We start from the raw sequence: 16,933 nt of genomic DNA, 5'->3' as shown, positions 1-16,933 counted from the left end.
CTCATATTTATGAATTTTTGTATATCTTATTTTAACTGATTAGCTTGGATAAGCTCATACGCATTTAAGCTTTATATCATCAAGGAGCAGAAATCAAGCTGAAATCCTTACCTGTTCCCTTATCTGAATAGACAATTGTTATCCGTGCCAGCTTATGACCTGAATTTAACTGAGATGTCAAGTCCTGAATTTAACTGAACTATTGGCTCAAGAACTCAAATATTATTTTAGCCAGGAATTATAGAGAGCGACAAATTTTCTTTTGTTTGTACATTCTTTTATTCTTCAGGTGTTAGATGGTCAACAGCAACTTAACTATACAAGCCTACCCAAAAGCAGAACCCTTGTTTTCTTTATCAGATCTAGAAATCGGCAATGTATTGTCAAAATCAAGCCAATTCAAAACCGTGTCTCAAAATCATTATCAGGCTTTTTGGCAATTATGGGAATCAGAGCAAAAATATTTTTACAAACTTTGCCTACGGTGGATGGGAGGGAATTCTCATGATGCCGAAGATGTCCTAAATCAAGTCATGCTCAAAGCCTGGAATAAATGGGAAAAATCTGCCAATAAAATTATATCTCCGAAAGCGTGGTTAGCTCGAATTATTTATAACTTCTGCATGGATATACATCGCCAACGCCAACGAGAAGCCAGAGGAATTGAAAATATTGATGATCTTAAATTTGCCGATGATCGAGCATTGGTTTCTGAGGTAGGCATTCCTGAATCTAATCTTTTGAATCGGGAAATGCAGACATATCTGGGACACCTAATTGAATCATTACCAGATAAACTACGCCATCCTTTTATTTTACACTGTTACTATGAGAAATCCTATCAAGATATCGCCAAACAACTGGCCCTCTCTGAGGAGAACACTCGTAAACGCATTCAAAAGGCACGAAGTATTTTAAAAAAGCAATTAAAGAAGTATCTTGCCGGGGAAGATAACACCGCTCTACATACCTTTTCACCATCCTCCAAGGATATTCCAAAAGGAGAAACCTTTCAATCTGATGAAACGGTGATTTCTCATTGGGAATCATCCATCCCAACAAAAAGCAAACAAGAAGAAATTAACTATCAAGTAACCGTATTATGTCTGGAAACATTGTCACATCTTTGGTACAGTTCAGTCAATTCTCTGGGCTGGAGATGAATGCTCAGTTGGTTGTCTCAGAAAAGCCAACTAGACAACAGCAGAAACTGATCACTCTCAGTAAATATGTGCAAAAATATCCTCAAGGATGGAAAAAAAGATTAGAACTGGCTAATTTGCTTTACGAGATGGGCAACTGGCCAGAAGCGATCACAGAATATCGTCAAGTGATTGAGCGGCAACCTCAATTAATCGATGTGCGGCTACAATTGGGAAAAATTTTGCAGCTAATGGGACTCAAAAAAGAGGCAAGAGAAACATATCAACAAGCTTTATTGTTGTCTGAAAATGAAGGGACTCAGAATCATATCAAAGGATTGATGGCTGTTTGCACCGGTGAGAGTCAGAAGGCAATCCTGGCTTTTAATTTAGCCGCTAGTTTAGAACCTGAGCAAGTGGTTCACTGGCTGGCTTTGGCACAGGTACATCAGGAGCGAGAAAATCCGCTTGGGACTCTCAGGGCTTTTGAGCAGGTTTTGTCTATCAATCCAGATGATATGATAGCTTTGATTAACAGCTATGACGCACTCTTGGCGGTGGGGGATATGCAAGCGGCTAGAGTGCGGTTGAGTCAGCTTATAGCCAAATCTGGCGATGATTTACGGGTACTGCAAAGACAAATAGAACAGCGTTTGCAGATGAGATGGGTATCTGGTGAAGAAGGGAAACAGACTAAAAAAATGATTACCTCTCTACTGCGACAGGTTCCTCATGGAGTTGGGGCTTATAATTTCCTAGCCTATTATCATATTTTACGGGGAGATTGGCGAGAAGGGGTGAAGGTCTTAGCCGAGTTTACCGCAGAACACCCTCAGCATCCTTATGGTTGGTATTACTATGGGCGCTGCTTGTTTGACACAGGAGAATATTACAAGGCGGCACAGATGATGGTAAAAGCTTATCATCTCTATCCCCATGATTATGAGATTTATCGGGGGTTGTGTGAAATTTTACCTTTTGTGACCTCTCCCCCTACCCCTCTCCTACGAGGAGAAGGGAGTAAGACAACTCTTGCTTCCATAGTGCAGGAGATGTTGCGGCGCTTTCCGGAACGTTGGAGTGTTTGGACGACGGCGGGGCGGGTATTAGTCGAACATTTTCAAGAGATTGAACGGGGTTGTCAAATTTCCCAACAAGGGACCGAATTACAGCCTGAGTTAGCTGATGCTTGGTTTCGTCATGGGCGGGTGTTGGCTTTGGCTGGAAAACACCAAGAAGCAGTAGAAGCGTTGGAGAAAGGATGGAAGCTTTTACCCGTCGGGGGTTGTTTGCCATCTGTTGCGGCTGCCGTGTGGTTAGGAGAGAGTTACAAAGTGTTAAAGGATGCCAAGGCTAGTAAAAAATGGTGGGAAGCGGCTTGTGAGGGATGTCAGGAATTAAGGACATTTAACCCGGCTGCGGCTGATTACTGGTTAGGGAGAGCATTGCTAGGGTTGGGGGATAAATTGGGCGTAATAGGGGCATATCAAAACGCTTTAAGTCAGCAGTTATTATACCCCGCTCGTGGGGAAGTTGAGAAGGTTTTGCAGAGGCTAAAAGGTAATAAGGGAAAAGGTTTTAGGGGATGATGCTAGATTTTCGAGGATAAAATTTGCCCGTAACTCGAAAACTTACCAAATAGGGGTGGGGAAACGTCAAAAAGATGTGGAAAGAAGTTTACTAAACTAATAATGGAGAAGACACAAGATGGACTATAAAATATCGATTCAAAAACACGAACAGGAGGCTAACGCTCCTATTCCTACGCCTGTGGATTTGCACTTAATTGGTAGCAATATAGACGTTACCAAACCAACTTTTTCAAACTTTGAGAAGGACTCGCTCGGAAACGGAAACAATCTTCGATTGACGGATGCAAAAAATCTTTTTCGGGCGTGTGCCAGTCACATTAATAAAACGGACAAACCAAAAGTACCGCCTAAGCTGTTCTTTATTTACCGGGCAGTGGCGATTGGTGGATTAACGCGCGGCTTAGGTCAGTTCGCATCCAAACCTCTTACCGTAAAAGACAAAAGCATTGATCCTAACTTAATTTCCAACAATGACGATTTTCGTCGTTTGACAGGCTTAGTTCCTATTCAAAAAAAATTAGCGAAACCGGCACAAGGAAAATATCTCAATGGTTTCATTGAGTTAGTAGACGGTTGGTCCCAATACAAAATCGTAAAAAAAGAAACAACAGGAAACAGTAAATCATACTTGTGTTGCGACAAAGGCGACCGCGTACGCGGACTCTCATGGGAAGATACGGAGGATTTTAAGGAGCTTAGCAACAAAGGAAAAATATTATGTACTTTCCTTGGGAACAACTCAGCCCCATACTTGGCGGATTGGGATCTTGTTTTGGTGGGAGTTTCCAAACCCAAACCAGGTTCTATGCAAAAGTCTATTTATAGGGTAGTTGATCAACCTATGAATAAATCTGATCATAATATTCTTCCCCAATGGCTTTACGATTGCCTGGAAAAGCAATCAGGTACTCTTTCTTCTCACGTTACCCAACACGGGCCTGAATCACTTTATTGTGGAAACGATATTACAGAGCCGAATGAAGAATTTCTTGTCTTACGGAATCATGCGAAGAATATTGAGGAGGTCCATCATTACGTAATTAATAACAACAGTGCAAAGTACACTGGAAAAACATCATGGGACAAATTACAAACTTATCTAAAGCAAGAATTGACACCAGAAGACTATTTTTACTATCAGTTCGATGAATTTACTGGAAAGGAGAATAAACCGGGTGATTACCGTACAGCAATCACAAAGCTGAATGACAAGCTACCTAATACCTAAGGCTACCCCGAAATCTTGAGTGTGATCGCTGCTCTTGTAGGGTGCGTTAATGCAATGTAACGCACCTTCTGAATTATCGGGAAAGCGATGGCTGAAAAAACTGGTAAAAAAAGGCTCTCCCGTACTTGTGGTGATAAGAAAAGCTTATAAGTTGTAGGGTACGTTAATTAAATATAACGTGCCTTTTTTATGATTAAATTTGGTGGGTTACGAGAAGTGTTAACCCACCTTATGCTTTATAAAAAAACTAGAAATTAAGAGGGTTTAATCCGGCTGCGGCTGATTATGGGTTAGGGAGAGCTTTAGTTGGCTTTTGGGATTATTTGGGAGCGATAGAGGTAACTCAAAGTGCTTTGAGTGAGCAATTGTTGTATCCGGCTCGTGGAGAAGTTGAGAAGATTTTGCGGAGGCTGAAAGGTAATAAGGGAAAAGGTTTTAGGGGATGAGGAGAGATTTTTTGGCAGAAAATTTGCCCGTAATTCGAAAAATTCCCAAATGGGAGGGGGTAAACGTCTAACAGGTGTGGGAAGAAAAAACCACTCAATTCAAATATAGTCTTGTAACAAAGGAAAAAACAATGAAACGTGTCATTCAAGGTCTACTCGCATTGACTTTCGCTATCGTGGTTGCTTGTGGCTTCCAGGCATTACCTGCCCATGCCCAAACGGTTCAATCGGTTTGCGATACCGTGTCAAGCATCAACCCCTGCATCGTTAATTTGACGAATACTAAAGAACAAGGTGTTCGAATTTCGACGGGTCAAGTCTTGTTAGCTGTCTACACTAACAACAGTTATGAAAGTCCAACGAGTATTTCTTTGAAAACGGGGACATCAGAACAATCGCAAGTCAACCTTCAACCTGGTCAGTCTGTTTGGAAAGAATACCGGTTTAATAGCTTTAATAGAGTTTCTGTAAAGGCTACCACTGCCAATGGGGCTACTGATGCAACTGTGGTCTTCGTACAGGCAGATTCGCAGCAAACATAAGGAAGCAAGTTACCCAGATAGGCTCACATCGAATACATAATTCTTTGTATTAACGATATCAACAATAATAAGGCAGCAGGTGTTCGCTCCTGCTGTTCCTAATAGAACAATAAGAAAGAAAAAAAACTATGAAGCTTGTAATTAAAGGTCTCCTCGCATTTACTTTCGCTATTGTGGTTGCTTGTGGCTTCCAAACATTACCTGCCCATGCCCAAATCCCTTGCCAAGTGACAAGTACCAATTCCTGTACAATTCACTTAACCAACTCGAGGAGTCAGGTAATGAGAATTACGCCTGGGCTAGAATTGTTACTTGTTTTCACAAATAACGATTTCAGTAAGCCAACAGATATTACAGTTGGGGTTGGGGGTGTACCTCAAGATACAAGAAATCTTCAGCCTAATCAGTCTGTTTGGAAAAGTTATCCTTTTCAGAAATATAATGGTTTTACCCTCCGAGCTAATTCTCCAATAGGAACGCCTAATGCCACCGTCGTAGCGACACAGGCAGAATCACAAGCTGATTCATAATCGGGTAAGTTACCCAAATAAGTTGACATCTAAAATATGACCTCTTTGTATTGATGATGTCAACAATAGATATCTCTAAAAATGATGACAAAATCCATATATATTAAGGGTCGATCTTTGATTTTTGGAGATGTCTAATAATGAGGCGACAGGTGTTCGCTCCTGCTGTCCCTAATAGAACAATAAGAAAGGAAAAAAATGATGAAGCGTGTAATTAAAGGTCTACTCGCATTTACTTTCGCTATTGTGGTTGCTTGTGGCTTCCAAGCATTACCTGCCCATGCTCAAGATATCTGCCAGGTCTGCCAGGCGACAAGCACTAATCCCTGCATCATTGAACTCACCGACACAAGGGTACGGGCAGTGAGAGTTGAAACTGCACAAGATTTGTTAGTTGTTATCGCAAATAACGATTTCGAGCGGCCAGTAAAGATTACAGTTGGGGTTAGTGGTGTACAAGAGACGATAAGTCTTCAGCCTAATCAGTCTGTTCTGAAAAATTATCCTTATCATGCATATCCTTGTTTTACCATTCAAGCTAATTCTCCAGTAGGATCACCTAATGTTACCATCGTTGCGGCACAGGCAGACTCACAAGGTGGATAATAAGCTGTTACGCATCTAAATTATTAGTCCAGATAAAGGAGGAGGAAAGTCGATCTTTGATTTTTGGAGATGTCTAATAATAAGGCAGCAGGTGTTCGCTTCTGCTGTTCCTAATAGAACAATAAGAAAGGAAAAAAACGATGGAGCGTGTAATTAAAGATCTACTCGCATTTATTTTCGCTATCGTGGTTGCTTGTGGCTTCCAGGCATTACCTGCCCATGCCCAAATCCCTTGTACTGTGACCAGTTACGAACCCTGTGTTCTTAATCTAGAGAACCATAAGCCTGTAAATGTGAATATCACGCAGAATCTACCTTTGTTAGTTGTTTATACAAACAACAATTTCACTTATCCAGGATCAGTTACTTTAAAAGTTGGAGGCAAGTCTCAAGATATAACAAATCTTGAAGCTAATGAGTCTGTTTGGGAAAAATACCGTATTCAGAACTTTAACGGTGTGCAATTTCAAGCTTCATCTGCAATAGGAAAACCGAATCTGATTGTAGTTGTCTTACAGGCAGATAGGAAAAAATCATAATAATGAGGAAAGAAAAAAACTATGAAGCGTCTAATTTTTCTGATACTTACTCTTGCTATCGTGTTTGCTTTTGGTTTCCAGGAACAACCTGCCTATGCCCAAACCTCCTGCCGCGTATTAAGTACCCAACCATGTATTTTAAAGATGGATAAAATTGATTCACCTTATAATCTTACGATTAACCCCCAGCAAGATCTGTTAGTTCTTTATACAAACGATAGTTTCGTCTCCCAAGTGACAGTTCAACTTGAAGTTCAAGATCAAGCTCAAGATACAATAGAACTTTCTCCAAATATGACTATGTGGAAATCTTACAAGTTTCAAAACTTAAAAGATGCTCCAGTTACAATAAAATTCATCCAATCAGCTACTCGAGGGGATGACATCGAAACTGTTATAGTTGCATTGCAAGCAGATCAACGTGGATAAAATTAAAGTGGCATCACTTTTTGTTTTATAAAGGCACTCGCGCGTTTGTCATTTATTCTCCTCTTCTTGTTTGAATCCTGGGTTAATTGGGCTTTTTGTTCCCCTGATTTCCAATCAGATCACTAAAATAACTCCGATACAACTGACAACGCGGCTCAACTTCATTACCGGCAAGCTTCACTAAACCCATACTCTGTAACTGATAAGCTGATATGGTTTCTAATCGCACGGGATTATTAGAAGTAATCACCGTTTCCAATGCCGCCATTAACTTCGGTTCTTCTTGCAAACTCAACCAATGTTCTCGCAAATGATGACTATAAATTCCCGCATCTGTGGAAGCCTCAGCTAATAATTTCTCTAAGGTGACATTGGGGTAACTTTTCAGGTGAGAAAATGCCAGTTGTAACAAATAAGGATGACCCCCAACCAGTTGCATTAAAGGAGCGATTAAAGATGAATCTTCGGCTAATCCATATTGTTGGGCTAAGACGTGAACTTCTTGTTTTGTGAATTCTTGTAACTCAATAGGTAATCCTACATTAAATGGCGATTGTTTAATATTGAGCCGAATATAAACATCAGTAGCATGAGCAATGGCTAATCGTAACTGTTGCCAATTTGGGCGGCTTCTCCCCTTTTCATACCAAGAACGTAATAACCCAAAAAAGTCTACATAAACTTCAGGGAAAGGAAAAAGCACATCCGCATCATCTAAGTATAAAACGAGAGGGCTATCTGCCGCCGCCAAGAGATATTCTTCTAAATAAGTTGTACAACTTACCTTAGCCCCCATAGCCTCTTCATCCCAATATTCATTCAACTTATTGGGTAACTTAAGCTCTCGCGTCAGATAAAGACAAAACCAGCGTAAAAATTTATTCAGGTTAGTCAGATGAGTTTGCCGGTCTGCCATTTCTAAACTTAAACTCACTGTACGATATCCCTCTTTTTTCACCTTAGCTAATACCCGTTCCATCAGGGAAGTTTTTCCCATTAATTTAGGCGCTTTTACCCGAATCAGAGAACCCGGCTGTAACAGAGTTTCATAACAGAGCAATTCAATACTAGAACGCTCTACATACAATTCTGAAGTGGTAAAATCCGCTTTACCTTGGCTTGAATAGCTGGCAGACGGGGATTCTTTTAGCTTGCCATTGTGCTTCTCTTTATTAACCGTAATTGCTTGAGGACTTAGTAAGTAATATTCATGAGTAGATTGATGATCCCAATGTCGTTTTAGAGCTTCCTTAAAATTACTTTTTTTTACTTTTTCTCCTAGTGCTTCTGTGAGCAGTTTCCAAAGCTTGGGCGCGACATCTTGGCTAATATAACTGGTGGCATACTGGTGTTTAGCCGCTATCTGATCGTATTCTTCGCGTTCACAAGCGCCTTTAATTATAATAATTTCTAAGTCAGTTAAATTTCTCGAGAACTTTTTTAAAACGGCTTGATTAGCGATTCCTATTGCCTCATCTAAATTAAAATTCATAATGACCAAGAGTAAACCTAAGAAAGATAGTATGGGGAACCTACAAAATATTAATATATCATAAATTTAGCTCAATCCAACTCTTGTTAAAGATCAATTCATAAATTCGGTTGTGGACTTTTATATAAGTTTGTTCTTTAATTAATAACCCTGATAAGACCAATTCTCGCTCCTCTGGACTATCAACTGCCTTGATCTTTCCCTGCTCTAAAACTTGTCGATAAAGTTCTAGTAATGAGGTAGCTTGTTGTTCCCCTTTCAGGATGCGATCACGTATTGTCCTTAAATGCTCCGGTTCGTCTTGAGCCTCCCAATTTTCAATAATCTTTGTGTTAACTAAATTGTCTACCCATGCTTTTTCGGTTTTGTGAGGAACAGAAGACGATAAACTACGGATCATTTGGCAAATCTTTTGCGTTAAAAACGGTTGCCCATTCGTCCAGAATAAGACTTCTTTTAATACAGCTTGTGGGTTACTAACTTTGTCTGTAAGTCCTTGCAGCAAGGGTTGCGCTTCGTGTAGCTGAAAGCCATGTAGTTGAATAGCCTGGCCAATATTAAACGGTGTGCGGCGATAATCAGTAATTAAATCATTAGGAGTAGCAACACCAAATAAAGCAAAACATAAGCGTTTATACTGGGAATTAATATTACGCTGGTTATAACAAGATCGAATCAAGGCAAAAAAGTCATTAACGGTAAAATCTAAACCCAAAACAGTATCAATTTCATCTAAAAAAATCACGATTTTAGGTTGTGTATTCTCTGGCAATTGGACTTCAGCTAATAAAACTTCCTCAAAAAATCGACTTAATCGCTGTACAGGAGAAAGATCCAATCGCTCTTGCCACCAAGCTTTTAAATTTACCCGCTCCAGCAGTTCAAACCCTTGCCATAATTCCACCGTTAATCCTTTATACCATTGTTCGGGGGTAATATTTTCGTTGCCCATTCGCGTCATATCGATAGCCGCACAACAAAAACCCTCTTGCTGTAAATGGTGCATCATTCTTACCATTAAACTCGATTTACCCATCTGCCGAGTATTTAAAACATAACAAAACTCTCCATTTTTTAAAGCTTTGTAGAGGTAACGATCGGCGGAACGTACCACATAAGTAGGAGCGTCAACCGGCAAACTACCGCCAACTTGATAATCATAAGTTGAGGCAAGTTCAGCACTTTTGAGCAGGGCGTTTTCAAATTCTAATTTAGCTTGAGTGGCTTTGAGAAGTTCTAGGGTTTGGGATAATTCTTGTGTACGCTGTTCGACTTTTTCCTCTAAGGTGGCATAGAGGCGAGAATTTTCAATAGAAATAGCCGCTTGACTAGAAAGAATGGTTAAGACTTGGACGCGATCTGGTGTAAATGCGTCGGTTGTGAGATTATTTTCTAAATATAAAATACCGCTTAATTTGCCTTGATTCAGTAGCGGAAAACAAAGAATTGATTTAGGTTGAGTGGCAACAATATAGGAGTCTTGGGTAAATATTCCCTTATGGGCGGCATTATTAAGAACGACATTTTCTTGAGTGTGAGCGACATAGTTGATGATGGCGGTTGAGAGCAACGGGGTTTCTGTGGCGGCATCTTGTGAGGATATAGGAATAGATTGTAGAATGGTAAAGTCACCAGAATCTATTGTTCCTGCGGCTTCTATGACCCAGTTATCATCAGAATGTACCAGCAAAAAGCCTTTTTGAGCGCCGGCATTTTCTATCATGATTTTCATTAATTTTGCCAGCAATTTGCTCAGAACAATTTCACCAGCTAGGGCTTGAGATGCTTTAATAACTGTGGTTAAGTCAAGTATTTCTCCGTTAGTGCCTTTAGTAGAAATAGTTGTGCTAAGAACTGTTCCTTGGTTGGGAGTTAATATAAAATATTGTGGATATTCGTCTTCTAACTGTTTGACTTTAGCTTTGGCTCCCCAACGGCTGTAACAATGGTGAGCATTTCTTAGATATAACTGTCCAACTTCTTCTCTGCCAAGGTTCAGGTAAAATTCTGCGGCTCGTTCATAAGCTAAGGCTTCTTCGTGGAGAAATTCATATTTTTTAGCTCCTTGAATCGCTCGTTCATAAAGTTCTTCTGCTTGCCAATTATATTTTAAGACTCGCGCTTTTTCGGCGGCGACTAAATCATATTTATGTTGAAAATTTTCTTGACAGTTGTTAGACCATATTTTCATACTCTCCTGATTTTTATCTACCTGCTCCATCAAGTCTTTTTGCTGCTTTAGATCACAACTGCCATAATGAGCAAGAAAAGAAAGAGAAGAATAAAAATTATGCTGAGGAGATGTTAAAAAAGAGCTAGAAGCCATTACATATTTTTCAGCTTTAATTGAATTATTATAAGCTTGAATATAATTTTTGGCAAAATAAAAATAAATAGTCTTAGCAAAATAGACAAATAATATTAACCATTGGTTATTGCTGTCAATCCATTTTTTTAAATAGGCTTTTTCTTCACTTATTGAATTGCCAATAATCAAGCCATTATCATTATTACACAAAAAATTAATCACAATTTTATGAAATATATTTATAGAATATATACAAAATTCTTGTTTTAAATTTTTGAGGTATTTAGAATATTTTTGGTACTCTTCATCAACTTCTCCTAAATATTGCCCACTTAAAAATTTGACTAAACAATAATTTATAGCTGCATAAGAGGCAAACTCATTCTCTCCTTTATCTATACCTATTTTAAACCCATGTATTAATTTTTTTTGTGCTACTGTATTTCTGAGAAACTCTTTCCAGTGCCATATTTGTCCATAATACATTTGTATAACAAAAGCTTCTGATTTGGGACTGTTAAAATTTTCTACTAACTTAAGAGCTAGATTGCCAAATTCATATCCATAATTAATATCTTTTGTTAAGCTGCACAAAACCATTCCATAAGTGCTATATATATAAGGTGCGTGAGGTGGATTGCCATATTTTATACAGAGACTAAGTTGGATTAATATTACTTCTACAAATAAAGGAAAGTTTGTTGTAAGTGTAGCTGTAACAACTTGTTGTAAAATTAGTGTAACTGCTATTTGAGAAGGGTCACTTATTAGAGGTAAATTAGCTAGTTCTTCAATCTTTTTAATTCCCAAAAATGATTGTATTAATTCTTGTGCTTGTGTAATTTTATTGACTATATTGCCAGGGTCTTGAGAAAGAGAAATATTTATCCCAAATTCTAATAAAGTTTCCAGAGCAGTATCAATAGCTTTATTAGGTTTAAATGTCGTATAATAATATAATATTTTTAGCTGTTTTACCTTTGCTTTATCGAGAAGATATTTAGCTTTTTTTATAACCAATTCAGCCATTTCTTCAAATTGCTCAAATTGAATGTTCAAGTAGAGCAATTCTAAGGTTTCTATATACAATTCCCAGGTTAATTCATATTGACAATTCCAGCTATTGGTCTCTAATAGTTCTGTTCCAATTTCTAAATATTTAAGTGAAGCTTCATAAGCTGTAGATACTTTAGATTTTTTAGCCGCTTTAAGATTTAATTTAGCTAACTCACTTTTTTCTAATTGCTCAGTGATTAACACAGATCCTTTATTGAGTTGATTAACAATATTAAAAAGGTTATCTTCTAACTCATGTTCTTGAGTATTTTTTAATAATAGACGACCTATTTGTAGATGAATAGCATTTTTCTCGTCTTCTGGTATCAGAGTATAAGCAGCTTGCTGAACTCGATCATGCAAAAATTTATAAGGAATATATTCGGGGTATTTAGGTATAAAAACAGAGGAAATTTCTTCAGGAGCAGTTGACATTTCCTCCTGATTCCATAACAGGGGGACTTTATAGTCATTACTTAAAGGAATAATCAATCCTTCTTTAATTGCTATTTGCAATTCCTGAGAGGTAACTGTTTGTGATTTTCTATTAACTATAGAAAGAACTTCTAAATTAAATTTATTTCCTATACAAGCGGCTAATTTCAATATATTCTGAGTGGTCTGATCCAGGTTTTTGATTTTTTTTGTCATTAGATCAACTATATTATCAGTTATTTCTAATCTTTGAATTTGCTCAATATCCCACTGCCAATATCCTCTCTTAGTTTTTTCAACATTTAGATTAAAATAATTTTGGTTAAAAAATATTAATTTTTTTTTGTACAAAGTCTGGAGTAATTGAGTTATGTAAAAAGCATTACCACCAGTCTTTTTTGTGATTAAAGCTGCTAGATATTTTGCCTTTTGGAGTGAGCAAAGTAAAGTGTCAGAAACTAATTCATTAACATGATTAATTGCCAAGGGACCAAGTGTGATTTGATTAATTCTAGTATGGGTTTTTTTAATTTGGTCTAAGGTGTACATTAAAGGATGAGTAGAACTGACTTCATTATCTCGATAGGCTCCTATTATCAACAAATATTGGCTGTCAGTATTGGTCATTAATTTTTCAATTAAATTCAAAGATGGCAAATCTGCCCACTGTAAATCATCTAAAAATATAACTAGAGGATGTTCTTTTTGAGTAAAAACTTTAATAAATCTTTCAATAAATAAGTTAAATCTATTTTGTGCTTCAGTTGGTTTTAATTCCTCAACAGACGGTTGTTTACCAATAATCTTTTCTAGATCAGGAATCACATCAATGATGATTTTTCCATTATTTCCTAAAGCTTTTAAAATCTTTTTTTTCCAAGTTACTATTGCTTTTTGAGGTTCACTTAAGAGTTGACGAATTAAGTCTTGAAAAGCCTGTGTAATGATTGTATAAGGAATATCCCTCTGCAATTGGTCAAATTTGCCATTGATAAAGTATCCTCTTTGTTGTGTGATGGGTTTATGAATTTCATTGACTAAAGCCGATTTACCAATTCCTGAATAACCAGAAATAAGTATCATCTCTGAACTCCCTTGACTGACTCTTTCAAAGGTAGTTAACAATTGAGTAATTTCTGATTCTCGACCGTAGAGTTTTTGGGGAATTTGAAACTTATCAATAATATCCTGATTGGCTAAGGTAAACTGAGAAATATGTCCTATAGTCTTTAGTTGCTCAAGACAAATTTCTAAATCTGCTTTAATTCCCCAAGCACTTTGGTATCTTTCTTCGGGAGTTTTAGATAATAATTTTAAGACTATACTAGATACAATCGAGGGAATAGATAAAACTATTTCATCAGGTCTTTTTGGTTCCTGTGCAATATGACAATGAACTAACTCCATCAAATCATTACTTTCAAAAGGAAGTTGTTGAGTTAACATTTCATAAAAAGTTACTCCCAAAGAATAAAAATCAGCCCGGTAATCTATGCCTCGGTTTATTCTTCCAGTTTGCTCTGGAGCAATATAAGCTAAAGTTCCTTCTAATTGATTGATATTGGAAACGGTCTGTATTTCTGAAGATAAAAGGGTAGAAATGCCAAAATCAATAATTTTCAGTTTACCAGTTTCTTGATTATAAACAATGTTGGCAGGATTAATATCTTTGTGGATAATATTAGCAGCGTGAATAACGGCTAAAGCTTCAACAATTTTAATGCCAATAATAAGAAATTCTTCTAAGCTAAACGGAACTTTGGACATTAATAACTTTAAAGATTGTCCTCCAAAGTCCTCCAAGAACATCACTAAACTATTTTTGTATCGCTGTAAATCGTAAGCTTTAATAATGTTATCTGCATTTAAGGAACAGGTAATTTTATATTCCTGTTTATATCGAGTCAATTCTGAAGGAGAGGGGTAATCTTCTTTAAGAATCTTCAGAATTACTGGTCGATTATTATGCTTGAGAATTCCTCGGTAGACTAATGAATTAGCACTTTCATAAATTTTCTCAGTCAAATCGTAATTTATTATTGTATCCATACTATATTGATATCATAGATGAATTTATTTGTTTTGCTAATCTGTAACAACAGTAGTTGCGCTATCTTTGAAGACAACGCAACTTTGAGGGGAGAAAGCCCCTCTTTTAAGGAAGTAGAGAGGGGTACTTCACGACTTCCCAATCTCAAATTTTCTAAGTTGTACTTAAAGGTAAATAGGGAAAAGGAGGTGATACATATTTTACATTTAGGTTATATTTCTTTCGGTCGTTTTGATCTTTATCATAAAAGGGCAGTTTTGTCTCATTAGATTGATCATCTTCATCATCTTCAGCGTAAGCCCATTTTTCAATATCCTCTATAGAAAGATTTCTTTCTGAAGGTATTGGAGGGTAGGGAATAATGGCTTTGAAAATAGAATTGGTTTGATTTGGACTGATTTGTAATTCTTGTATTTCGCCTTCAAACCTATTCCGACTCACTTCTATTGTATATCTGGCAACCATCTCAAATGTACTAAGAATAGGTTGAGAAACGCGATGGTAGTATTTGGATTTCAGAGCGTAATCAACTCCTTCTTTTGTTATTTTAGGATTTTCTTGTGTTTCATTATTTGTTGTTCCTTCACCTATCGGTTGATAATATTCTGTTTGATATTGACCCATTTCATAATATACCTGTCCTCCCAATAAAAGGCTCAAACAAATTCCCTGCCAAGCTTTACTGGTAGGTAAAATAAAAGTGTTTGAGTGGCCTTTAGACATCATTTTGATCTCTTCTTTGTTAAACTCATAATTATCAGGAGAATATTGGCTATCAAATAATAGAATTTCTCTGATTATGAGACCATCTAATATTTTCAAGTCAATATTGGCCCAGTTACCATTGACAAAATTCTTCCAAATATCAGAGTTTTTGGGATTCGTTGCCTCTAAATAAGCATACCAACTTTTGGCCAGTAACTGGGATATTTTGCGGGTAATATATAGTGATCGCGTGGTTATATACAAATTATTTACATTACTTATAGCGGTTATTTCTGTATTTGTACCGTCTTTTGAATTGGGGAACATTGTTTTTATAAACCCATCAGCAAAAGCTAATCCATTAGAGGGTAAATCATCACCTATGGTTTTATTATTATTTTTATCAAGATCAAGATAATAATATGCTCCTTTTAGTGGATCTCCTTTGTCGCTAAAGTCTTTTTTCGTTTTAGTTACTATTTTTACATTTATGTTTTTTGGTTCTGTTACCCCAGGACGCGGAGTAACTATTAAAATCTGATAATATTTATCGTCACCTTCTCTATCTGTGGTGATAGATGGAGTTACTTCAATAGAATTAGTCATGATAGTAATTTACCTTTGTTTAGTGTTAACAAAAAATGAAAAATTTTCAATTCAAACCGTAAAAACGTCTGGGATTATCCCAAACAATCTTTTGTACTGTTTCTTGAGGTAACTGTGACTCAAGCGCTAGAGTTTTTTTCACAATGTCCGGCTGATGATCCATGTGAGGATAATCCGAACCGAAAATCACGTGATCAGTCCCAATGAACTCAATCAGTTGAGCCAAGTAAGGCTCAGAAGGTTCGATTGACACAAAACACTGACGTTGAAAATACTCCGTTGGGAATATTTTTACATAGTTTGTAACTTCCCAACGTAAGTTCTTATACTCTTCATCCAATCGCCAGAGCCAATAAGGTACCCAACCACAACCCGACTCTAAAAAACCGACTCGAAGTTGAGGATGCCGCTCTAAAACTCCCCCTTCAATCAAAGCCAATAATGCCATCATTTGTTCCATTGGATGGGAGCAAGCATGGAGGGCAAAACGGCTATTAAATCTATCTGCCCCTGTTGTTGGTAGGCGGCTATGGGTTCCTTCATGGATGCCTACAGCTATATCCAAAGCTTCACAAGCACTCCAAAAAGATTCATAGGACGGATCGCTTAAAATTCTGCCTTTAACGGGGTTAGGGCGCAAAAAAACCGCCTTCCAGCCCCAATTGGCAATGCGTTCTAGCTCTTTAACCATTGTTTCCGGATCATGCAGATTAATCGCCCCCACACCTTTTAATCGCGCTGGGTCATAGCTGCAAAATTCTTCATATAACCAGGTATTATAAGCATGGGTAAAAGCATCTATGACTTCTGGCGGCAAGGAATCAATGGCAAATAACCAAAGTCCATAGGTGGGATAAATAAAGGCGATATCCACCCCCATTTTAACCATCTCTTCAACTTGGGATTCAGGGCTATAACGACTCAGATAAGCATGGGGATGAGCTTGCATCATCTGCTTATTGCCTTCTTTTTCGACTTGCTGAGAGACTTTTTCGGTAATCAATTCTCCTTTAATTTTCATGTCCAAAGACGGGGCAAAGTCCTTAAATTTAGGGTCAATATATTTGGCCCACATTTGAGGCGGCTCAATAACATGAGAATCTGCATCAATAATTTTGTATCCGTTTAACATAAAATTTTTTGGGGAAATGCCTTGATTTTAGCAGAAATTTTCGGAAAAACAAGTTAAATTCAGTATATATTAGTTATACAGTTTAGACTATACTG

At 37.4% G+C, this 16,933-nt stretch carries 12 protein-coding genes; 8 read left to right on the top strand and 4 right to left on the bottom strand.

Annotated elements, in window-relative coordinates:
* The first annotated feature begins 296 nt into the window (after positions 1-296).
* The 8 genes from CYAN7822_RS03035 to CYAN7822_RS03000 all read left to right on the top strand — a co-directional run bounded on the left by CYAN7822_RS03035 (position 297) and on the right by CYAN7822_RS03000 (position 7,054).
* A complete protein-coding gene (locus CYAN7822_RS03035; protein ID WP_013320772.1) occupies positions 297-1,163 on the top strand; it encodes an RNA polymerase sigma factor in 867 nt (288 codons plus the stop codon).
* Positions 1,103-2,731, top strand: coding sequence for a tetratricopeptide repeat protein (locus CYAN7822_RS03030; protein ID WP_013320771.1), 1,629 nt, complete (start codon positions 1,103-1,105; stop codon positions 2,729-2,731). Before CYAN7822_RS03035 ends, CYAN7822_RS03030 begins: the two co-directional genes overlap by 61 nt.
* 118 nt (positions 2,732-2,849) lie before the next feature.
* On the top strand, positions 2,850-3,962 hold the full coding sequence (locus CYAN7822_RS03025; RefSeq protein WP_013320770.1) for a hypothetical protein: 1,113 nt from the start codon (positions 2,850-2,852) through the stop codon (positions 3,960-3,962).
* A gap of 577 nt (positions 3,963-4,539) precedes the next feature.
* Positions 4,540-4,950, top strand: a complete 411-nt coding sequence (locus CYAN7822_RS03020; protein WP_013320769.1) for a hypothetical protein — start codon at positions 4,540-4,542, stop codon at positions 4,948-4,950.
* Between the two features lie 128 nt (positions 4,951-5,078).
* On the top strand, positions 5,079-5,480 hold the full coding sequence (locus tag CYAN7822_RS03015) for a hypothetical protein (protein ID WP_013320768.1): 402 nt from the start codon (positions 5,079-5,081) through the stop codon (positions 5,478-5,480).
* 198 nt (positions 5,481-5,678) lie between these two features.
* Entirely contained in the window at positions 5,679-6,086 is a 408-nt protein-coding gene (locus CYAN7822_RS03010) for a hypothetical protein (RefSeq protein WP_013320767.1), read from the top strand.
* 140 nt (positions 6,087-6,226) lie between these two features.
* Positions 6,227-6,625 carry a hypothetical protein gene (locus CYAN7822_RS03005; RefSeq protein WP_013320766.1) on the top strand — a complete coding sequence of 133 codons (399 nt, stop codon included), beginning with the start codon at positions 6,227-6,229 and terminating at the stop codon, positions 6,623-6,625.
* A gap of 21 nt (positions 6,626-6,646) precedes the next feature.
* Positions 6,647-7,054 carry a hypothetical protein gene (locus CYAN7822_RS03000; protein WP_013320765.1) on the top strand — a complete coding sequence of 136 codons (408 nt, stop codon included), beginning with the start codon at positions 6,647-6,649 and terminating at the stop codon, positions 7,052-7,054.
* Positions 7,055-7,136: 82 nt separating this feature from the next.
* Here CYAN7822_RS03000 and CYAN7822_RS02995 read toward each other — a convergent pair whose 3' ends face one another.
* From CYAN7822_RS02995 to CYAN7822_RS02980, 4 genes are all read right to left on the bottom strand, one after another.
* The gene (locus CYAN7822_RS02995) at positions 7,137-8,546 is read right to left on the bottom strand and encodes an AAA-like domain-containing protein (protein WP_013320764.1); all 1,410 of its coding nucleotides are present in this window, start codon (positions 8,544-8,546) and stop codon (positions 7,137-7,139) included.
* Positions 8,547-8,604: 58 nt separating this feature from the next.
* The gene (locus CYAN7822_RS02990; protein WP_013320763.1) at positions 8,605-14,394 is read right to left on the bottom strand and encodes an AAA family ATPase; all 5,790 of its coding nucleotides are present in this window, start codon (positions 14,392-14,394) and stop codon (positions 8,605-8,607) included.
* 154 nt (positions 14,395-14,548) lie between these two features.
* Complete coding sequence (locus CYAN7822_RS02985) at positions 14,549-15,706, bottom strand: hypothetical protein (protein ID WP_013320762.1); 1,158 nt, start codon at positions 15,704-15,706, stop codon at positions 14,549-14,551.
* A 46-nt stretch (positions 15,707-15,752) separates the two neighbouring features.
* Entirely contained in the window at positions 15,753-16,838 is a 1,086-nt protein-coding gene (locus CYAN7822_RS02980) for an amidohydrolase family protein (RefSeq protein WP_013320761.1), read from the bottom strand.
* Between the last annotated feature and the right edge of the window lie 95 nt (positions 16,839-16,933).

It is taken from the genome of Gloeothece verrucosa PCC 7822 (genome assembly GCF_000147335.1).
Classification (GTDB): Bacteria; Cyanobacteriota; Cyanobacteriia; order Cyanobacteriales; family Microcystaceae; genus Gloeothece; species Gloeothece verrucosa.
This window is presented reverse-complemented; position numbering and strand designations above follow the sequence as displayed.